Raw genomic sequence first — 19,644 nt, forward strand, 5'->3', positions numbered from 1 at the left:
TAAATACATCTTTAAGGGAAAGCTATCACTCTTTTACATTGGCGCTGACAACGGTCGGTGCCGGTCTGGCGCGTACCGCCATCACAACACCAACAATCAGGGCTGCAATGCCGAACAGCGTCGCCAGTGGCGGCCAGCTATGACGCAGCACAAACGCGTAGAGCAGCCCTGCCAGATTTTCGAAGACGATGAGCGGGCCGAGGATCACGGTGGGAAGTCGCTGACTGGCTTCATTCCAGCACAGGGCGCCAATCCAGGAGCAGAGAATGGCAATAACGAACATCAGGGCGATAAACTGACCCGGCTGCGGACCAAAGGGCAGCGGGAAGTCGGGCTCCTGCCAGGCGAGCCAGAGACAACCCCCCAGATAACCAATAAGCGACAGCGGCAGAATCGCCAGCCCCTGTACCGTGGCCCACATCATCGGACTTTTATCGGGGTTTTCTCGCAGCCAGCGGGCATTTTGCAGGGCATAGACGGCCCAGCAGATCATCGCCAGTAGCGCCATGCCCAGACCCACGCCGTAGCGCAGCGGGCTGAAATTGGGCAGTCCGTGGCGGAGTTCGGCGATATTCACCAGCACCAGCCCTACGGCGACGATCGTCAGCGACAGCAGCAGTCGACGCCAGGGCAAATGGCCGTCGCGCTGGCTGTAGAGCAGATTGGCGCAGATGGGCAGCACTACCGGCAGGGCGCCGACGATCATGGTGGATACCGGCGAACCTGTACGTTGAATGGCGGCGGCAAGGAACAGGTAATAGACCAGATTACCGATGGTGGAGATGCGCAGTGCGGTCAGCCAGTCCCGGCGGTTGAGCTGGCGCAGGCGTCGACGTCCGAGCCAGGCCAGTGGCAGCGCAATCACCCCCAGCGCCAGATAGCGCCCCGTCGACAGCAGCACCGCCGGATAGTCTGGCGCCAGCATCGGCCCCACAAAGATCAAACCCCACATCAGCCCCGCCATCAGGGCCCAGATAATACCGCTCAGCATCTTTTCATCCTTCTTAACTGTCTGGCGGCGAGTGTAGGGAGATGGGAGGTGGAAATATTGTCGCAGCTTGCGGTATTAGCCGCGTACCTGCTTCTGATAGCGTGCAGGAGTAATGCCATAGCGCCACGAGAAGGCGCGGGTCAGATGGGACTGATCGCTCAGGCCAGTTGCGGCGGCAACGGCGGCGGGGGCCATGCCGTTGGTCAGCAACTGTTTAGCGCGCCACAGGCGAATCGCCATCAGCATCTGGTGCGGCGTGACGTGGAAGTGGGCTTTGAACTGGCGCTGGAAGTGCCAGGGGCTCAGGGCGGCGATGGCGGCTAGCTCATCCAGAGTCACAGGGCGCATGTAGTTATCATGCAGATATTCCCGCACCCGCGAGAAGCGCCGGGTAGCCTCACGCGGCGCGGGGGGCGCCGAGGCAATCGGGCGTAACAGTTCCACCAGCTGCAACAGAATTCCCTGACGGGCCAGCGGATCGTCGTGCTGCCAGATAGCCTGAATCAGCGCCAGCGTCGCACTGGCGCGGGCGGGATCCTGGCGGACCGCATCGTGAAACCACCATACCGGCTCGCCGCTGATCTCACTCAGGGTGTGAGGATCCAGATAGATCATCTGGTAGCGCCAGCCGTCCTGACTTTCAGCCTGGCCGGTATGCAGCTCGTCGGGATTCATGGTGACCAGCGAACCGGCTCCGGCGACATGCCAGGCGCCGCGGTAACGAAAGCGCTCGGCCCCTTGCTCGATGGCGCCAATGCCGAACCCCTCGTGGGTATGGGGTTCAAAGGCGTAGCGTGCGATATGGGCGCGATAAAGCTCCACGCCAGGCAGCCCCGGCAGGTGCCGGAAGCTGGCGCGGTCGCGAATATCGTTGAACTCGTCAGGAACGCCCTGCATACCGCTCTCCCGTTAGCCTCCCCCCATTATAGGGGGATGGCGGGATTATGACAGCGCTGCGCTCAGGCTCTGGGTTAGTGGGATAGTGGGGCGCCCCAGCAACTGGCTGAGTTGATGGCTGTCGTCATAGAGCCCTCCCTGGGCGGCGCCGCTGTCGGAATTCGCCAGCATGGCGGCCAGTCCTTCCGGCAGCCCGGCTCCGAGCAGCGCTGCCTGATAGTCAGCCTCGCTCAGATTGCGGTAGACCAGCGGCTTTCCGCTGATGCGCGCGGCTTCCTCCGCCAGCTGGCTCAGCGTCCAGCCTTCGTCCGCGGCCAGTTCCCAGACGTTACCGGCCGGGTTGTCCTGAGTCATGACGCTGGCGGCCGCAGCGGCATAGTCGGCACGCGGTGCGGCGGCGATTTTGCCGTTACCTGCACAGCCAATAAAGACGCCATGTTCAAGGGCTGGACCCAGGCTTGCCAGATAGTTTTCTACGTACCAGCCGTTGCGCAGCAGTGCATAAGGAATGCCGCTTTCGGCCAGCATGGCTTCTGTTTCCACGTGTTCCGCCGCCAGTCCCAGCGGTGAACGATCGGCGTGCAGCAGGCTGGTATAGGCGATAAATTTTACGCCTGCGCTAAGTGCTGCGTTGATTACATGGCGATGCTGAGCGCTACGCTGGCCCACCTCGCTGGACGAGATAAACAGGAGTCGTTCTGCGCCATTGAGTGCATTGCTGAGCGCGGTTTCATCGCTATAGTCAGCCTGTCTGACGCTGATGCCCGCTTCCGCAAGGTAGCTGACCTTCGCCGGATTGCGCACGATGGCGATAAGCTGGCTGGCGGGAATGCTTTTTAACAGTTCGCGAATGGCAAGACGGCCCAGTTGGCCGGATGCACCAGTGACAGCAATCATTTTTCTGCTCCTTATTGTGGGTTTGCTGTGGCACAATATCACCCTGACTAACTTTTAGTAAGTACGTACCAGAAGGTAACTATGAAACAGAACGAGTCGGCCAATTCCCTGAGTGAAAAACTGCGGACCGGGAATCTGTTTGCCGAAAAATGTCCGTCACGCGAAGTCCTGAAGCACCTTACCAGTCGCTGGGGCGTACTGATTATGGTGGCGCTGCGCGATGGCACTCATCGCTTCAGCGAGTTGCGCCGTAAGATGGGGGGGGTAAGTGAGAAGATGCTGGCCCAAAGCCTGCAATGGCTGGAAGCCGATGGTTTTGTACTCAGACGCGCCCGCCCGGTGGTGCCGCCTCATGTGGAGTATAGCCTGACGCCGCTGGGCTGGGAGGTGAGCGAGAAGGTGGCCGCGCTGGCCGACTGGATAGAGGACAATCTGCCACGGGTGCAGGAAGTCAGCCGGGCCGAAGAGCGCGGCACCGGCGAGGCGAGACAGTCCGTTACGGCTGTTGCAGATTCAACTGCCAGATAGCGAAACCGATATCATCGCTGCCTACCCGGGTCATTGGATACCGGGCGTTGGCTTGAATGAAGGCGCTGGCTTTTTCTGTCGGCGAGGTTTCGAAGCGAATATCCAGCGGCGTTTTGCTGTTGATGGGGGCCAGCCGCCAGTTGTTGTCCGCCGCCGGACGGATTTCGCCGTCGCTGCGTGTGCGTTCGGCAATCCAGGTGGCCAGCACCGCGCGGTTCTCATCCGGCGAAGCAAAGGCGATGTGCTCCTCGCCGGTACCTGCGAATTTACCGCCCCAGGCGCGATAGTTATTGGTCGCCACCAGGAAAGTGGCCGTAGGATCGACAGGCTTACCGTTAAAGGTCAGCGCTTTAATACGATGGGCCTGCGGATTAATCAACTGGCATTCGCCGTCGTAGCGTGCGGGCTGGGTAACATCGATTTGATAATTTACCCCATCGATAATATCGAAGTTATAGGTGCGGAAGCCTTCCCAGTTCAAAAGCCGCTGAGGTTTACTGCTGTTAATGTCTATCTGGTTAAACTGGGCGGCGGAACACTCCAGCCACTCCTGAACCTCGCGGCCGCTGGCTTTCACCACTACCAGGGTATTGGGGTAGAGATAGAGATCGGCGGCATTGCGGAAGGTGAGTGCGCCTTTTTCCACCTCCACGAAGCTGGCCGGATCGTTTTTACGTCCGCCGACCTTAAACGGAGCGGCGGCGGAAAGTACCGGCAGGTTTTCCAGATTGGGATCGCCCTGAATATAGCGTTTGACGTAGTCGCGTTGGGCGTTGTTCACCACCTGCACCGTGGGATCGTCCTGCACCAGAGCCAGATAACTGTACATATTGTCCGCCGAGCGGCCAATGGGCTGGCTGACAAAGTCTCGGGTGGCGTTATGGGCGTCGTTCAGAATGTTTTGTAGCTTTTTATCTACCGGGGCCAGCGATTTTTTGGCGACGTTATCGTAAATGGGGCGTGCTTCAGCACGGCCCTGCTCCACCTTCCAACTGCCATCGTCGTTACTGAGCGCCAGATCCACAATGCCGAGGTGATCGCCCCACATCCCTGGCATCACGGCGGGAATGCCGTTAAGGGTGCCTTTTTCGATATCGGCGCCGGGAATGCTGGCGAAATCCTTACCCGGGAAAACGGCGTGAGCATGGCCGAAGAGAATGGCATCAATACCCGGCACCTGGCTCAGGTAGCCCGCTGAGTTTTCAGCCATAGCCTGCCAGGGATCGCTGGAAAGACCGGAGTGGGCCACCGCGACTATAATATCCGCGCCCTCTTTACGCATCTGCGGCACGTAGCGGCGGGCGGTTTCAGTGATGTCATCCACGGTCACCCGGCCTTTCAGATTCGCCCGATCCCAGACCATAATCTGCGGTGGCACAAAGCCAATGTAGCCGATGTTCAGCGTATGGGGCTGCCCGTCGCGATCTTTTACCCGGGTTTTCTTTATCAGGTATGGGGTAAACAGCGGCTCGCCAGTTTTTACACTGCGGATATTCGCGTTAACGTAGGGAAAGCGAGCCCCCGCCAGCGCCCGGCGCAGATAGTCCAGCCCGTAGTTAAATTCGTGATTTCCCAGGTTGCCGACGGCGTAATCCAGGGTATTCATCGCCTTATAGACCGGGTGCACTTCACCTTTACTCAGTCCCTTATGCGCCATGTAGTCGCCGAGCGGACTGCCCTGAATCAGATCGCCATTATCCACCAGTACGCTGTTGGTTGCCTCTGCCCGGGCGATTCCGATCAGGCTGGCGGTACGTACCAGACCAAATTTGTCACTCGGCGTATCCTTGTAGTAATCGAAGGCCAGCATATTGCTGTGCAGGTCCGTGGTTTCCATAATCCGCAGATCGAGCGTCACAGCGTGAGCGCCGACCGCGACCAGCATGGCAATAAGCGTTGCGCTAAACTTAATCATCATTAACGTCCTTTTTTCCGAACTGTTTCGCAAAACGTCGCGCAGGAAAGAGTAAATTGCGGTTAAAAGCGTGAATCCTGCCAGAAAACGAAGCGGGGAAACCGGAATTCCTTCACAGATAGCGCAGTCTGGCATAATGAGATATAAAAACTCATATGTTAAAACAATAGGTTAATCGCCAGAAGGTGGTTAACAGGCAACACAACACGAGGTGAACGATGTTAGAGAATATTTGCCAGCTCGCGCGGGAGGCCGGCGATGCCATTATGCGGGTCTACAACGGGGAGCAGCCGCTGGAAGCCAGCAGTAAATCAGACGATTCACCGGTGACGGCGGCGGATATCGCCGCGCACGAAATCATTATGGCAGGGCTGCAAAAGCTGACGCCGGAGATTCCGGTGCTGTCAGAAGAGGCGCCCCAGAGCTGGGACGAACGTCAGAGCTGGCAGCGCTACTGGCTGGTGGATCCGCTGGATGGCACCAAAGAGTTTTTGAAGCGCAACGGCGAGTTTACCGTGAATATTGCCCTTATCGAGAACGGCAAAGCGGTGATGGGGGTGGTCTATGCCCCGGTGCTGAAAGAGATGTACAGCGCGGCGGAAGGGAAGGCCTGGAAGGAAGAGGGCGGGGTGAATAATCCCATCCATATTCGCGACGGCAAGCCGCCGCTGGTGGTGATTAGCCGCTCCCATGGCAACGATCCTGAACTGAATGAGTACCTCCAGCAACTGGGCGAACATCAGACCACTTCGATTGGCTCGTCGCTGAAGTTTTGCCTGGTGGCGGAAGGTAAGGCGCAGCTCTACCCGCGCTTCGGGCCGACCAATATCTGGGATACCGCTGCGGGCCATGCGGTGGCGGTGGCCGCCGGAGCGCACGTTAACGACTGGCAGGGACGGCCCCTGGACTACACACCGCGTGAATCCTTCCTGAATCCGGGCTTCCGGGTCTCTATTTTTTAACCAGCTGATGCAGCAGGGCGACTACCTGCTGCACTTCCTGAGCGCTCAGGGCGCCGTCTTTGACATAGCGCACCCGCCCGTCGCTATCCAGCACCACAATAGCTGAACCGCCGGACTCCAGCTTCCAGGCCTGCTGTACCCGTCCCTGGTCATCTACCACGAACTGCGACCAGGGGTATTGCTTTTTATTACCCTCAATGCTGCTACGCACAAACATACCGGTGCCGGGAATGGCGTCGTCGGTGTTGACGATGGTGGTGGTCTGGTAGCGCGCCTGCGGCAGTCTGGCCTGTTTGATGGCTTCAATCAGTGAGGCATTCATCTCTTTTGCCGAAGCGCGTCCGGCAATATGTTGCACCACTCGCACTTTTCCAATTAGCTGGCTACTGTTCCAGTTTTTGTAGCTAAACTTATCCTGGTTGAGCATCAGTTCCCCACGGTCCGTTATACCCACCGGAGCCACACGTTGGCCGTTTTCCAGATTATGGGCGCCAGCGATAACCGGCAGCAGCAGACAGAACAGGGGTAGAACGGTACGTAGCGACATAGCGGTTCCTCTTTTTTCAGCGCGTCACTAAAGCATATGCCCGCTTTCAACCCCTTTCACGCAAGGTTAATGCCAGTCTGGGGGCTGGCGCACATATCCTGAAATATTTGGATTGTTATTCTGAGTTCTGTGGGGAACTGAAAAGAAAGCTCTGAAAAAGTGTAATAAAACGGTAAATAACATCAGGCAGACTGGGTACCCTGTGATTTATGGTCTATAGTTTTCGGGCACTAAAATTTACGTCTCACTATGTCGGTTAGCCAGGTCTGGCACCGCGGGGCGTAGACCCAAAAGCAGGAGAGAATTGAGAATGAAAATTTTCCAACGTTACAACCCGCTTCAGGTGGCGAAGTACGTGAAGATCCTGTTCCGTGGACGGTTGTATATCAAGGACGTTGGCGCTTTCGAGTTTGATAAAGGTAAAATCCTGATCCCGAAAGTGAAAGATAAGCTTCACTTATCTGTCATGTCCGAAGTCAACCGTCAGGTTATGCGTCTACAGACAGAGATGGCATAACCGTTCGGAGCATGAATGGAGTGAAGTAAAACGGCCCCGCAGGGGCCGTTCAGGTTTATAACAAAGAGGAAAAAAACGTGGTTTTTCCCTCTTTGTGGTTATCAGCTGAAAACCAATGAATTGATTTTCCTTTTTTTTCTGATGATTCTGGCCGAACGCGTTCGGCCCAGGTTTATCAACAGTCTTAACGGCCCCGCAGGGGCCGTTGATGTTTCTGGCGTCAGGAGACACTCTGTTCGTCAGGCAGTCTGGGCAGTAGCGGCGTGGCTCGCTTGTCCAGGCGCGTCACCAGCAACTGGTCGATGCGGAAGTTGTCGATATCCACCACCTCGAACTTGTAACCGGCATACTTCACCGAATCGGTACGCTTGGGGATCTTACGCAGCGTATACATCATAAAACCGCCGATGGTTTCGTAGTTGTCAGAGTGTGGAAACTCATCGATATCCAGCGCGCGCATCACGTCGTCGATGGGCGTTCCGCCTTCCACCAGCCAGGAGTTTTCGTCGCGGGCCACAATCTGCTCTTCCAGGCCCTGACCCACCAGATCCCCCATCAGGGTCGTCATTACGTCATTCAGGGTAATGATCCCCATCACCAGCGCATACTCGTTCATGATGATGGCGAAGTCCTCACCGGCACTTTTGAAACTTTCCAGCGCTTCGGAAAGCGTCAGGGTATCCGGCACGATCAGCGTATTACGAATCTGTACGCCGCTGGTCAGCGCCAGGCTCTGGTTGCCCAGTACGCGGTTCAACAGATCTTTTGAATCGACATAGCCGATGATGTGGTCGATATCCTCGTTACACACCAGGAACTTGGAGTGCGGATGCTCGGCGATCTTGGTCTTCAGGCTCTGTTCGTCTTCATGCAGATCGAACCAGATGATGTTCTCGCGGGAAGTCATGGACGAAGGCACGGTGCGTGATTCCAGCTCGAAGACGTTTTCGATCAGCTCATGTTCTGATTTTCGCAGCACTCCGGCCAGCGCCCCGGCTTCCACCACGGCGTAAATGTCATCCGGCGTGATGTCGTCTTTGCGCGCCATAGGCAGCTTAAACAGGCGAAAGATGGAGTTAGCCAGGCCGTTGAAGAACCACACCAGCGGACTAAAGACCACCAGGCAGAAGCGCATCGGGTTGATGATCCGTAACGCGATAGTTTCCGGCGCGATCATACCGATGCGTTTCGGGGTCAGGTCGGCGAACAGAATAAACATGCCGGTGACCAGCGAGAACGAGAGGATAAAGCTGATTTGCTCAGAGAGCTCAGGGGAGACGAAGTTGTCGAGTACCTCGCGAAAGGCCGGAGAGAACGCGGCATCGCCGATGATACCGCCCAGAATGGCGACGGCGTTCAGGCCAATCTGCACCACGGTAAAGAAGGTGCCGGGGTTCTCCTGCATCGCCAGCACTTTCTGGGCGTTAACGTTGCCTTCGTCTGCCAGCAGTTTCAGCTTAATCTTACGGGAAGCGGCCAGAGAGATCTCGGACATCGAGAAGAACGCACTGACAGCGATCAGGAAAAGTATCAGTAAAATACTGTTTAACATATCTTATCCGGCCGTCTGGCCAGATCCTCGGAAGGGAAGTTGATAATCCGTGTGAGTTTTACCCTAAATCATTCAGGTTGCAGGAAGGCGGCAAGCTTGTGAATCCCCGGGAGCATAGCCGTACTATGTGACTGGGGTGAGCAAGCGCAGCCAACGCATCGGCAGCCTGAAGTATGACGGGTAAACACGTAAAAACCGGCCGAAGGAGACTATAGCCGGTTAATGCTCCCCGCGATGTCACATCAACAAAGCTATCGATATCGCGGGGTAACGCCCTGCATTATAGCAGGGGCTCCCCTCTGGCCGCCAGTGGCTCAACTGGCAGGAGGCAGACAGACGCCGATACCGCCAATGCCGCAGTATCCATAAGGATTTTTGTGCAGGTACTGCTGATGCTCCTCTTCGGCATAGTAGAATGGCGTGGCGTGGGCGATTTCGGTGGTGACGGTACGCTGGTCGCCGGATTGAATCATCGCCTGCTGGTAGCGTTCCAGGCTGGCCTGGGCCGCGCTTTCCTGCTCCGGCGTTAAAGGGTAGATCGCGGAACGGTACTGGGTTCCGTTATCGTTGCCCTGACGCATGCCCTGAGCCGGATCGTGATTTTCCCAGAAAATTTGCAGCAGTTGGTCATAGCTGATGATTTTGGGATCGTAAACCACCCGCACCGCTTCGGCATGGCCGGTCTGGCCGCTGCACACTTCGCGGTAGGTGGGGTTAGGCGTATAGCCGCCGGTGTAGCCCGCCGCCGTGCTGTAAACGCCTTCCTGTTGCCAGAACAGGCGCTCCACGCCCCAGAAGCAGCCCATCGCGAACAGCGCGACCTCCATGCCTTCCGGTACGTTAGTCATCGAGTGGCCGGTGACGGTATTCAGCGTTGGAACCGGCATAGGTGTACTACGGCCTGGTAGCGCTTCCGACGGTGCCACAAGGTGGGTTTTATCAAAGAGAGTCACGGTGTTGCCCCCGAAGAGAGTAAGAAAATGAACAGACTGGCGTTGTAAGGTTGTAACCCGGCGCCCATTTGCGGACAATAAACGCTTCAATCGGGTTATCCTTAAACTATAAGAATTATTTGGGGCATCGATAATTTTTCAACCCCCTGGCTTTGGGGTTTTGCGACGCCGTGGAGTGGCGAGACGCTTTTTCATGGAGTGGAGACAAGGGATATCAGGAGAATACGTGCCACGAATTCGAATTATTTGTCTGGCCAGCCTGTGGCTGATCAGCGGCCTGGCGAACGCCGCCAGCGTGAGGCTAAAGGTTGAGGGACTTAGCGGAGAGCTGGAAAAAAACGTCCGGGCGCAGCTATCTACCATCCAGAGCGATGAGGTCACGCCTGACAGACGTTTCCAGGCGCGCGTGGATGACGCCATCCGTGAGGGACTGAAGGCGCTGGGCTACTATGAGCCGACAATCGATTTCAATCTGCAGCCGCCCCCTGCGAATGGGGGCCGTCAGGTGCTGCAGGTTCATGTCAACGCCGGTGAGCCGATTCGCATTGGTGGGACCAATGTGATTCTGCGCGGCGGCGCCCGCACGGATGAAGCCTACCTGGCTCATCTGAAAAAGCGCCCGAAAGAGGGCACGGTGCTGAATCACGGCGACTACGACAGTTTTAAAAAAGGTTTTACCAGCATTGCGTTGCGCCGTGGCTACTTCGACAGCGAATTTAAAAAGAGCCAGTTGGGGGTTTCTCTCGACCGGCATCAGGCTTTCTGGGATTTCGACTACGACAGCGGTCAACGTTATCGCTTTGGCAAAGTCAATTTCCAGGGCTCACAGATTCGTACCGAATATCTCGATAAGCTGGTGCCCTTCAAAGAAGGGGACTATTACAGCTCCAGCGATTTGGCGGAACTGAACCGGCGACTGGCCGCTACCGGCTGGTTTAACTCGGTGGTGGTGGCGCCGGATTTCGAAAAATCGCGTAAAACCAAAATCCTGCCCCTGAATGGCGTGATGACGCCGCGCAGCAGCAACACTATCGAAACCGGGATCGGCTACTCCACGGACGTGGGGCCGCGGGTGAAAGCCACCTGGAAAAAACCGTGGGTCAACTCCAGAGGCCACAGCTTTACCACCAGCGCCAGCGTCTCCTCGCCGGAGCAGATCCTCGATTTTAGCTATAAGATCCCGCTGCTGAAAAGCCCGCTGGAGCAGTACTACACGGTGCAGGGCGGCTTTAAGCGTACCGATCTGAACGATACCGAAGCGGACTCCACCACGCTTGCGGTGTCGCGCAACTGGGATAACGAGAGCGGCTGGAACAAGGCGCTGAACCTGCGCTGGAGTCTCGACCACTTTACCCAGGGGCAAATCACCAACACCACCATGCTGCTTTACCCTGGCGCCAGCATCAGCCGTACCCGTTCGCGCGGCGGTCTGATGCCCACCTGGGGCGATTCCCAGCGCTATTCCGTTGACTACTCCAACACCATGTGGGGCTCTGACGTCGACTTTATCGTGATGCAGGCCCAGAACGTCTGGATCCGCACGCTGTACGATCGTCACCGCTTTGTCTTCCGCGGCAACCTGGGATGGATCGAAACCAATGACTTCAATATGGTGCCGCCGGACCTGCGTTTCTTTGCCGGGGGCGATCGCAGTATTCGCGGCTATGACTACAAATCGATCTCGCCTAAAGACAGCGAAGGCAAGCTGACCGGTGCTTCCAAACTGGCCACCGGTTCGGTGGAATACCAGTACAACGTGACCGGCAAATGGTGGGGCGCCGTCTTCGTCGATGGCGGCGAGGCGGTGAATGATATCAAACGTAGTAATTTCAAGACCGGCGCCGGTGTCGGGGTGCGCTGGCAGTCGCCGGTTGGCCCCATCAAGCTGGACTTCGCGGTGCCGGTTGGGGATGACGAGGAGCATGGTTTGCAGTTCTACATCGGTCTGGGGCCTGAATTATGAGTCGATGGAAGAAGATAAGCCTCGCGGTGCTGGTGGTTCTGCTGGTGATTTTCGGCAGCGTGGCCTTTCTGGTCGGGACCACTACGGGTCTGCATTTGATCTTTAAGGCTGCCAATCGCTGGGTGCCGGGGCTGGAGATAGCTCAGGTCACCGGCGGCTGGCGCGATCTGTCAGTAAAGGGGCTGAGCTATCAACAGCCTGGCGTGGCGGTACGCGCCGGTGAGTTTCATTTTGCGCTGAAGCCCGCCTGCCTGTGGAACTCCAGCCTGTGCGTTAACGATATCTCCCTGCGCGATGTCAATGTGGTGGTGGATACCAAAAAGATGCCGCCTTCTGCCTCGCCGCCGGAGCCGGAAGAGAGCGGGCCGCTCAATCTCAGCACCCCTTACCCCATAACCCTCAGCCGCCTGGCGTTGAATAACGTCAATATTAAAATTGACGACACCACAGTATCGGTGATGGATTTTTCGTCGGGCATGGCGTGGGAGCAGCGTAACCTGACGCTGACCCCTACCTCGCTGAAAGGGCTGCTGATAGCACTCCCGAAAGCCGCCGATGTGGCGCAGGAACAGGTGGTGGAACCGGTAGAAAAACCGGATCCCAATGCGCCGCCGTTGGGCGAGACGCTACGCCAGATGTTCGCCAAACCGCTGCTGCCGGAAATGACCGATGTGCATCTGCCGGTCAACCTGAATATCCAGTCGTTCAAGGGCGAACAACTGCGCATGACTGGCGATACCGATCTGATGGTGCATAACCTGCTGCTGAAGGTAAGCAGCAGTGACGGGCATATGAAGATCGACACTCTGGATATCGATTCCGATCAGGGCAAGGTGACCGCCAGCGGCGGCGCCGAGCTGCGCGGCAACTGGCCGGTGGATATCACCCTGGATAGTGCGCTGAACGTGGAGCCGCTTAAGGGTGAGAAGATCAAGCTGAAAGTGGGCGGCGCGCTACGCGACACCCTGAATTTGGGGCTTAATTTGAGCGGGCCGGTGGCGGTCGCGCTGAAGGCCGATGCCAGGCTGGCGGAGGCGGGGCTGCCGCTCAACGTCGAAATTAACAGTCCGCAGCTCTACTGGCCTCTGAGCGGGGCGAAGCAGTACCAGGCGGACGACCTCCATCTGAAGCTTAGCGGCAAGGCGACCGACTATCTGCTGTCGTTCCGTACCGCAGTGAAGGGCGATCAGGTGCCGCCCGCCACCATCACCCTGAATGCGAAAGGCAACGAGCGCCAGATCAATCTGGATAAGCTGCGGGTTGCGGCGCTTCAGGGCAATATCGATCTTAAAGCGGTGCTGGACTGGGAGCAGGCCATCAGCTGGCGCAGCGAGCTGAATCTGGACGGCATCAACACGGCGAAGCAGTATCCGGACTGGCCGGCCAGGCTGAATGGCCTGGTGAAAACCCGCGGCAGTCTGTACGGCGGAACCTGGCAGATGGAAGTGCCGACGCTGAAGCTGAGCGGCAACGTAAAGCAGAACCCGGTTAACGTTGAAGGTCAGCTCAAAGGCAACAGCTATATGCAGTGGGATATTCCGGGCCTGCATGTGGCGCTGGGCCATAACCGCGCCGACGTGAAGGGGCAGGTGAGCGATAAAGCCATGGCGCTGGACGCCAGCATCGATGCTCCTAATCTGGATAACGCGCTGCCCGGCCTGGGCGGTACGGCCAAAGGGATGATTCAGCTACGCGGTAATCTGCAGGCGCCGAAGGTGCTGGCGGATCTCACCGCTAACGGCCTGCGCTGGCAGGAGCTTTCCATCAATCGCGTACGGCTGTTGGGGGATGTCACCTCCAGCGACCAGATTGCCGGGAACCTCTCGCTTCAGGTAGATAGCGTGAAACAGCCGGGCCTGGATATCAGCCAGGTAACCATGGATGCAAAGGGGAATGAGAAACAGCACCAGCTACAGCTCAGAATCCAGGGGGAACCGGTATCCGGCCAGCTGCGCCTGAGCGGTAGCTTTGATCGTAAAGCCGAACGCTGGCAGGGGCAACTTAGCGATACACGCTTTGATACGCCGGTCGGCCCCTGGTCGCTGTCGCGCGCTATTGCGCTCGATTACCGCAACCAGCAGCAGAAGGTCAGCGTCGGGCCTCACTGCTGGAATAACCCGAATGCTGAGCTTTGCGTACCTCAGACTATTGAGGCCGGAGCCAGCGGCCACGCGGTGGTGAACCTTAACCGCTTTGACCTGGCGATGCTCAAGCCATTTATGCCGGAGACCACCCAGGCCAGCGGGGTATTCAGCGGTAACGCTGACGTGACCTGGAATAGCGAAGGCGGTCTGCCTCAGGGCAAAGTGACCTTACAGGGGCGTGGCGTCAAGGTCGTGCAGGAGGTGAATAACAACCCGCTGCCGGTGGCGTTCGATACCCTGAATCTGGATGCCGAGCTGCGCAATAATCGCGCCCAGATGGGCTGGACTCTCCGCATCGCCAACAATGGCCAGTTCGACGGTCAGGTGCAGGTCAGCGACCCCATGGGTCAGCGAAACCTGGCCGGTAACATTAATATTCGCGACTTTTCGCTGGCAATGGCGAATGCTATTTTCTCGCGCGGCGAAAAAGCGGCAGGCAATCTGAACGCCAATCTGCGGCTGGGGGGCAATGCCCAGAGTCCGCAAATGTTTGGCGATCTGCGCTTGCGTAATCTGGATATCGACGGCAACTTTATGCCTTTCGATATGGAGCCCAGCGAGCTGTCACTGGCCTTTAACGGCATGAGTTCCACCCTGCAGGGCGTGGTGCGTACCGGTCGTGGCCAGATCAATCTGAGCGGCGACGCCGACTGGAGCCAGCTTGATAACTGGCGTGCCAGGGTGGCGGCGAAGGGCAACCGGGTGCGGGTCACCGTGCCGCCGATGGTGCGGCTGGACGTGTCGCCGGATGTGGTGTTTGAAGCCAACCCCAGCCTGTTCACGCTAAATGGTAACGTGGATGTGCCCTGGGCGCGGATCACGGTACAGGAGCTGCCGGAAAGCGCGGTAGGGGTCTCCAGCGACGAAGTGATGCTGGATAAAGATCTCAAACCCAAAGAGGCGGTCAGCGCCGGGATCCCGATCAACAGCAACCTGAATATCCACGTAGGTGATAACGTGCGGCTGGATGCTTTCGGGCTGAAAGCGAAACTTAACGGCGATCTGAAAGTGGCTCAGGATAAACAGGGGTTGGGTCTGAATGGCCAGATCAATATTCCGGAAGGCCGTTTCCACGCCTATGGCCAGGATCTGCTGGTGCGTAAAGGGGAGCTGCTGTTCTCCGGACCGCCGGATCAGCCGCTGCTGAATATCGAGGCAATCCGAAATCCGGATGCCACCGAAGACGATGTGACCGCGGGGGTGCGGGTTACCGGCTCTGCGGATGAACCCAAGGTGGAGGTCTTCTCCGACCCGGTTCTCTCCCAGCAGGAGGCGCTCTCTTACCTGCTGCGTGGCCAGGGTCTGGATTCTTCCGGTACCGACAGTCAGGCCATGACTTCAATGCTAATTGGCCTGGGGGTTGCACAGAGTGGTCAGGTTGTGGGTAAAATCGGCGAAACCTTTGGCGTGAGTAATCTGGCGCTGGATACCGAAGGGGTGGGTGACTCGTCCCAGGTGGTGGTCAGTGGCTATGTGTTACCGGGCCTGCAGGTGAAATATGGTATGGGCATTTTTGATTCGCTGGCGACGCTGACGCTACGTTACCGTCTGATGCCTAAACTGTATCTGGAAGCGGTGTCTGGACTGGATCAGGCACTGGATCTGCTCTATCAGTTTGAGTTTTAGCAATGCGAATATTTGTCTACGGCAGTTTACGGCACAAACAGGGCAACAGCCACTGGATGACCAACGCACAGCTACTGGGCAGCTTTAGTCTTGAGGGTTACCAACTGTACAGCCTGGGGCACTATCCTGGGGCGGTACCGGGTGATGGTTCAGTCTATGGCGAAGTCTACCGGGTGGATGCCTCTACGCTGGCCGAGCTTGACGATTTACGTACCCAGGGGGGCGAATATCAGCGAAAGCTGATTCAGACGCCTTACGGTAGCGCGTGGATGTATGTCTACCAGCGCCCGGTAGGGGGTCTGACGCTCATTGAAAGTGGAGACTGGATCGATCGCGATAAGTATAAATGAGCAGTCAGTCTCTGCGGATAATCCAGAGCGACCGTGCTTAGGCACGGTCGCTTTTTTCTTGTCTGCGCCGCGGCTCGTCAGGCGTTCAATGATATACTGCACCTCCTTTGGTGCCCGGTAACTCTCTGGTTATGAAAGCGTCTGATAATAAATCTCCGACCATTACAGATATCGCCCGCCTTGCAGGCGTGAGCAGCATTACCGTTTCGCGCACCTTTACCGCCCCGGAAAAGGTGAAGCCGCAGACTCGCGAGCGGATTTTGCAGATAGCGGGTCAGATGAACTACGTGCCCAACGTGTTCGCCCAAAACATCAAGAACGCCCAGAGTCCGGTTATTGGCATCGTCACCGATGACACCTTTAACCAAAGCTATAGCTGGGTGATTCAGGAGCTGTGCCGCCACGCCGAAGAGCGCGACTATTCGGTAATGATTTTTACCACGCGCGGCAGCCGGGAATCCGAAGCCAGGGCCGTGAATACTCTGGTCAGCTACAAGGCGGCCGGGGTGGTGCTTTCCGCCATCAGCGATGCGCCGGATTACGACAGTAGCCACCTGGATATTCTGAAAAACTCCGCGACCCAGCTTATTCAGTTGGATCGCCAGTTTGATACCTCGCTACCGGCGGTGTGTGTGAACGACCAGCGTGCGGGCGAGCTGATAGCTTCGGTTATTCGTGAAAAGGGTTATCGCAATATCCTGATTGTTGGCGGCGGCGAACAGTCGCGCATTACCCGGGAACGAGTAACCAGCATTTGCGATAACATCCCGGGCGACATTCGCGTAACCCGACTCTACGCCGACTATCGTTACGATGCGGCGAAGGAGATCATCGCCAACCACTTCTCTTGCGGGTCTATCGACTACGACGCTATCGTCGGCATTAACGGCGCTATTTCGCTGGCGGCCAGCAACGTGGCCGTGCGCTGGTCTCTGTCTCCAAAGGTTGATTTCCTGTCGATTGATGAAATCCCCAATGCCGAAGATTTCGGACTGTTTTATACCTGCGTGGTGCACGACTACGAGCAGTGGGCCACCGTGGTTGCTGAAAACCTGATCTCGGCAATTGAAGGGCGGCCCTGGCAGCGGCGCACGGTGATTAACGGCTTTCTTAAAAATCACCGCTGAGTGACTCCCCTGATCTGCGCGACTCGCTCAGGTTGACGGCCAATAAACAGCGTTAGCACGGCGCCGCCCAGGTAGAGCGCGCTGTAGATATAGACCACTCCCTGAACGCCCAGCCCCGGCAGCGCCAGAGTGGCAATGGCTGGCCCCACAAAGTTGCTCAGTCCGGCGGCCAGATTATAGACCGAAATTGCCGCCCCTTTGTGATGCGGCTCCAGCGCGGGGAATAGCGCGGTCATGGGGACAAAAGCCGACATAAAAAAGCCCAACGCCAGCGCGCAACCCACAGCAGCCAGCATATTCGGCCCCATGGCCAGTGGAACGTGGTAGAACGCCAGGCAGGCTACGGCGCAACCCACACAGCCGAACCAGCGGATAATACGCAACAACCCCAGCCGTTCCGCCAGCACGCCCCAGAAGATGTTGAAGACGATAGTGCTGGCAAAGAAAACGGCCCAGGTCTGCAACCACTGCGACAGCGTAAAACCCACCCGTACAAACTGGAACGGCATCACCACCGAAAACCCGAACACCGCCAGTTGATTAATGATGCGTACCACAAATGACAGGGCGATATTCCGGTTACGGCTCAGCAGGGTCAGCGCCATAGGCAACTCCCTTAACCGTTCTTTATGACTGCGCCCGGCAAGAGATTCAGGGGTGGTGACGTTGCGCAACGTCACCAGCGCCACGCCGCCTCCCAGAGCCACGAACAGCAGCGATACCCACAGCATCTTAAATTCGCCAATCCACGGAATCATCAGCCCCGGCAGCGCGCTGCCAATCACGCCAATGCCCAGCGAATAGGCGGCCCAGAACCAGCCGCTGGCCGCTGCGACCTGCTCCTTTTTCACTTGATGGATAATCATCATCAGAAAGCCGTAGCAGAACAGCGGATAGGCGATGCCGCGTATGGCGTAACAGAAGATCATCAGTGGATAGTTGGCCTGGTGTAGCCCGAGCCAGAGGAACAACACGTGAAAGATAAGCCACAGCCCAAGGCCTATCTTCATGGTTTTCTGCGGGGTAAGGATTTCGGCCACCACGCCGGTTCCCCAGGCGGCCAGTGCCGCCACCAGGCCGTAAACGGCGATAACCAGAGAGGCACTGGCGGGTGGAAAGCCAAGAGAAACAATATACTTAGAAAGGAACGCCAGCTCAAAACCGTCCCCGGCCATAAACAAAAACAGTGCGATATAGCCGCCTGTCAGGCGCAGGGGCATGCCCAGCCATTGTGCATCGTTGCCTGTCGGTAATCTGCTCATAAATCACCCGGTTGTTATTGATATGTGAATAAACAGTCCGGGGATTACTCTAGTGTACAAAATGTTTACGTAAACATTTTTGACTGTTTTTTATGATGTCGATCCAGGATTTTGTGATGTTTTTTTGAACTGGTCGGTGGCTTCTTGTGTTTATTTTATTGATATAAAAAGTATTTATTTTGATTTGTTATTTAGATCACATAAGGGTGAGTAATGCATGGAAATGTTTACGAAAACATTTTAGCGTAGATGACATGATAACCTCACTGTGTGGAGCAGCATTTATGACGACTTTACCCACAACCATTAAGCGGCTGGTGAATCATGGCCCTGAAGACTATCGACTGGAAACGGCTGCTCTCCCGCAGCCGGGTGAGCGCGAGCTGCTGGTGAAGATTGGCGCCTGCGGCATCTGCGCATCGGACTTCCACTGCTATCACGGCGCGCCGATGTTTTGGGGTAACGAGACCTTTCCCCGCTATGTGAAAACGCCGGTGGTGGCGGGCCATGAGTTTTACGGGGAAGTGGTGGCGGCGGGACCGGGCGCTGAAGAGCATTTTGGTGTCGCGCCAGGAGACAGGGCCATTGCTGAACAGATTGTTCCCTGCGACAAGTGTCGCTTCTGCCGCTCCGGGCAGTACTGGATGTGCGAAAAGCACGATATCTATGGCTTTCAGGCTCAGGATGCCGATGGCGGCATGGCGGATTACATGCTGTTTAAGCCCACCAGTCGGGTTCATAAGATTCCCCAAAGCCTGAGTCTGGAAGAGTGCGCGCTGATCGAGCCCTTTGCCTGTTCGGTGCATGCCGTTAACCGCGCCAGCATTGAATTTAATGATGTAGTGGTGCTGGCTGGGGCGGGAACCCTGGGGCTGGGAATGGTGCAGGCCATTCGGCTGAAAACCCCGAAAAAGCTGATCGTCATTGATACCATGCCCCATCGCCTGGCGCTGGCAAAACAGTTGGGTGCCGACGAAGTGCTCAACGCGCTGGATGAAGATGTGGTCGCCCGGGTGAAGGCGATGACCGAAGGTTACGGCTGCGATGTCTATATTGAGGCGACCGGTAATCCTGCCGCCGTGAACCAGGGGCTACAGATGGTTCGTAAGCTGGGGCGCTTTGTGGAGTTCAGCGTATTCAGCCGGGAAACGTCGGTAGACTGGTCCATCATTGGCGATCGCAAGGAGCTGGATATTCGCGGCGCCCACCTTGGCCCGGGCTGCTACGAGACGGTTATCGATCTGTTTCACCGCGGGTTGATGACCGCCGAAGGGATTGTCACCCATAAATTCAGTCTGGATAACTGGCAGGAAGCGTTTAAGACCTTTGGGACACCGGAGGCGGTGAAGGTGCTGCTGGTGCCGGAGGCGGAGTAGTGGGGTAGAACAAAGCCCCACCAGACGGTGGGGCCAG

At 57.1% G+C, this 19,644-nt stretch carries 16 protein-coding genes; 8 read left to right on the forward strand and 8 right to left on the reverse strand.

Going from position 1 to position 19,644, the window contains the following annotated elements; genetic code table 11:
• Nucleotides 1-25: 25 nt before the first annotated feature.
• The 3 genes from SCU88_RS02520 to SCU88_RS02530 all read right to left on the reverse strand — a co-directional run bounded on the left by SCU88_RS02520 (nucleotide 26) and on the right by SCU88_RS02530 (nucleotide 2,785).
• Complete coding sequence (locus SCU88_RS02520) at nucleotides 26-991, reverse strand: EamA family transporter (RefSeq protein ID WP_175341558.1); 966 nt, start codon at nucleotides 989-991, stop codon at nucleotides 26-28.
• A gap of 75 nt (nucleotides 992-1,066) precedes the next feature.
• Entirely contained in the window at nucleotides 1,067-1,888 is an 822-nt protein-coding gene (locus tag SCU88_RS02525) for an AraC family ligand binding domain-containing protein (protein WP_175341557.1), read from the reverse strand.
• A 45-nt stretch (nucleotides 1,889-1,933) separates the two neighbouring features.
• A complete protein-coding gene (locus SCU88_RS02530; protein WP_175341556.1) occupies nucleotides 1,934-2,785 on the reverse strand; it encodes an NAD(P)H-binding protein in 852 nt (283 codons plus the stop codon).
• An 81-nt stretch (nucleotides 2,786-2,866) separates the two neighbouring features.
• On the opposite strand from SCU88_RS02530, the gene SCU88_RS02535 reads away from it, so the two are divergent.
• Nucleotides 2,867-3,313, forward strand: a complete 447-nt coding sequence (locus SCU88_RS02535) for a winged helix-turn-helix transcriptional regulator (protein ID WP_175341555.1) — start codon at nucleotides 2,867-2,869, stop codon at nucleotides 3,311-3,313.
• Here the strand turns inward: SCU88_RS02535 and SCU88_RS02540 are convergent.
• Nucleotides 3,282-5,228 carry a bifunctional 2',3'-cyclic-nucleotide 2'-phosphodiesterase/3'-nucleotidase gene (locus SCU88_RS02540; RefSeq protein WP_175341601.1) on the reverse strand — a complete coding sequence of 649 codons (1,947 nt, stop codon included), beginning with the start codon at nucleotides 5,226-5,228 and terminating at the stop codon, nucleotides 3,282-3,284. The two genes, SCU88_RS02535 and SCU88_RS02540, sit on opposite strands and share 32 nt — an antisense overlap.
• 218 nt (nucleotides 5,229-5,446) lie before the next feature.
• On the opposite strand from SCU88_RS02540, the gene cysQ reads away from it, so the two are divergent.
• Nucleotides 5,447-6,190 carry a 3'(2'),5'-bisphosphate nucleotidase CysQ gene (gene cysQ / locus SCU88_RS02545; protein WP_138095486.1) on the forward strand — a complete coding sequence of 248 codons (744 nt, stop codon included), beginning with the start codon at nucleotides 5,447-5,449 and terminating at the stop codon, nucleotides 6,188-6,190.
• Here the strand turns inward: cysQ and SCU88_RS02550 are convergent.
• Nucleotides 6,180-6,737, reverse strand: coding sequence for a YtfJ family protein (locus tag SCU88_RS02550; protein WP_175341554.1), 558 nt, complete (start codon nucleotides 6,735-6,737; stop codon nucleotides 6,180-6,182). The two genes, cysQ and SCU88_RS02550, sit on opposite strands and share 11 nt — an antisense overlap.
• A gap of 310 nt (nucleotides 6,738-7,047) precedes the next feature.
• Between SCU88_RS02550 and SCU88_RS02555 the strand changes: the two genes are divergently transcribed.
• Entirely contained in the window at nucleotides 7,048-7,254 is a 207-nt protein-coding gene (locus SCU88_RS02555) for a DUF1107 domain-containing protein (RefSeq protein ID WP_000689228.1), read from the forward strand.
• Between the two features lie 220 nt (nucleotides 7,255-7,474).
• Here the strand turns inward: SCU88_RS02555 and SCU88_RS02560 are convergent, their stop codons facing one another.
• Both SCU88_RS02560 and msrA read right to left on the reverse strand, forming a co-directional pair.
• Nucleotides 7,475-8,806, reverse strand: coding sequence for a CNNM domain-containing protein (locus tag SCU88_RS02560; RefSeq protein ID WP_175341553.1), 1,332 nt, complete (start codon nucleotides 8,804-8,806; stop codon nucleotides 7,475-7,477).
• A gap of 314 nt (nucleotides 8,807-9,120) precedes the next feature.
• Nucleotides 9,121-9,759: a peptide-methionine (S)-S-oxide reductase MsrA gene (gene msrA / locus SCU88_RS02565; RefSeq protein WP_138095489.1), complete on the reverse strand. Its 639-nt coding sequence runs from the start codon at nucleotides 9,757-9,759 to the stop codon at nucleotides 9,121-9,123.
• A 193-nt stretch (nucleotides 9,760-9,952) separates the two neighbouring features.
• Between msrA and tamA the strand changes: the two genes are divergently transcribed.
• From tamA to SCU88_RS02585, 4 genes are all read left to right on the forward strand, one after another.
• The gene (gene tamA / locus SCU88_RS02570; protein ID WP_421805172.1) at nucleotides 9,953-11,722 is read left to right on the forward strand and encodes an autotransporter assembly complex protein TamA; all 1,770 of its coding nucleotides are present in this window, start codon (nucleotides 9,953-9,955) and stop codon (nucleotides 11,720-11,722) included.
• Nucleotides 11,719-15,492, forward strand: a complete 3,774-nt coding sequence (tamB, locus tag SCU88_RS02575; RefSeq protein WP_175341552.1) for an autotransporter assembly complex protein TamB — start codon at nucleotides 11,719-11,721, stop codon at nucleotides 15,490-15,492. The genes tamA and tamB overlap by 4 nt, the downstream gene beginning before the upstream one ends.
• A gap of 2 nt (nucleotides 15,493-15,494) precedes the next feature.
• Nucleotides 15,495-15,842: a gamma-glutamylcyclotransferase family protein gene (locus SCU88_RS02580; protein WP_138095492.1), complete on the forward strand. Its 348-nt coding sequence runs from the start codon at nucleotides 15,495-15,497 to the stop codon at nucleotides 15,840-15,842.
• Between the two features lie 131 nt (nucleotides 15,843-15,973).
• On the forward strand, nucleotides 15,974-16,969 hold the full coding sequence (locus SCU88_RS02585) for a LacI family DNA-binding transcriptional regulator (protein WP_138095493.1): 996 nt from the start codon (nucleotides 15,974-15,976) through the stop codon (nucleotides 16,967-16,969).
• Here SCU88_RS02585 and SCU88_RS02590 read toward each other — a convergent pair.
• Nucleotides 16,960-18,231, reverse strand: a complete 1,272-nt coding sequence (locus SCU88_RS02590; RefSeq protein WP_175341551.1) for an RbtT/DalT/CsbX family MFS transporter — start codon at nucleotides 18,229-18,231, stop codon at nucleotides 16,960-16,962. The two genes, SCU88_RS02585 and SCU88_RS02590, sit on opposite strands and share 10 nt — an antisense overlap.
• 284 nt (nucleotides 18,232-18,515) lie before the next feature.
• On the opposite strand from SCU88_RS02590, the gene SCU88_RS02595 reads away from it, so the two are divergent.
• Nucleotides 18,516-19,607, forward strand: coding sequence for a zinc-binding dehydrogenase (locus SCU88_RS02595; protein ID WP_138095495.1), 1,092 nt, complete (start codon nucleotides 18,516-18,518; stop codon nucleotides 19,605-19,607).
• Nucleotides 19,608-19,644: the final 37 nt, after the last annotated feature.

Origin of the sequence: Jejuibacter sp. L23 (assembly GCF_050815825.1) — a bacterium.
Taxonomy (GTDB): Bacteria; Pseudomonadota; Gammaproteobacteria; order Enterobacterales; family Enterobacteriaceae; genus Jejubacter; species Jejubacter calystegiae.

Excerpts from the sequence above, each read along its gene's own strand:
- SCU88_RS02520 (WP_175341558.1), bottom strand. The coding sequence starts at position 991 with ATGCTGAGCGGTATTATCTGGGCCCTGATGGCGGGGCTGATGTGGGGT.
- SCU88_RS02525 (WP_175341557.1), bottom strand. The coding sequence starts at position 1,888 with ATGCAGGGCGTTCCTGACGAGTTCAACGATATTCGCGACCGCGCCAGC.
- SCU88_RS02530 (WP_175341556.1), bottom strand. The coding sequence starts at position 2,785 with ATGATTGCTGTCACTGGTGCATCCGGCCAACTGGGCCGTCTTGCCATT.
- SCU88_RS02535 (WP_175341555.1), top strand. The coding sequence starts at position 2,867 with ATGAAACAGAACGAGTCGGCCAATTCCCTGAGTGAAAAACTGCGGACC.
- SCU88_RS02540 (WP_175341601.1), bottom strand. The coding sequence starts at position 5,228 with ATGATTAAGTTTAGCGCAACGCTTATTGCCATGCTGGTCGCGGTCGGC.
- cysQ (WP_138095486.1), top strand. The coding sequence starts at position 5,447 with ATGTTAGAGAATATTTGCCAGCTCGCGCGGGAGGCCGGCGATGCCATT.
- SCU88_RS02550 (WP_175341554.1), bottom strand. The coding sequence starts at position 6,737 with ATGTCGCTACGTACCGTTCTACCCCTGTTCTGTCTGCTGCTGCCGGTT.
- SCU88_RS02555 (WP_000689228.1), top strand. The coding sequence starts at position 7,048 with ATGAAAATTTTCCAACGTTACAACCCGCTTCAGGTGGCGAAGTACGTG.
- SCU88_RS02560 (WP_175341553.1), bottom strand. The coding sequence starts at position 8,806 with ATGTTAAACAGTATTTTACTGATACTTTTCCTGATCGCTGTCAGTGCG.
- tamA (WP_421805172.1), top strand. The coding sequence starts at position 9,953 with ATGGAGTGGAGACAAGGGATATCAGGAGAATACGTGCCACGAATTCGA.
- tamB (WP_175341552.1), top strand. The coding sequence starts at position 11,719 with ATGAGTCGATGGAAGAAGATAAGCCTCGCGGTGCTGGTGGTTCTGCTG.
- SCU88_RS02580 (WP_138095492.1), top strand. The coding sequence starts at position 15,495 with ATGCGAATATTTGTCTACGGCAGTTTACGGCACAAACAGGGCAACAGC.
- SCU88_RS02585 (WP_138095493.1), top strand. The coding sequence starts at position 15,974 with ATGAAAGCGTCTGATAATAAATCTCCGACCATTACAGATATCGCCCGC.
- SCU88_RS02590 (WP_175341551.1), bottom strand. The coding sequence starts at position 18,231 with ATGAGCAGATTACCGACAGGCAACGATGCACAATGGCTGGGCATGCCC.
- SCU88_RS02595 (WP_138095495.1), top strand. The coding sequence starts at position 18,516 with ATGACGACTTTACCCACAACCATTAAGCGGCTGGTGAATCATGGCCCT.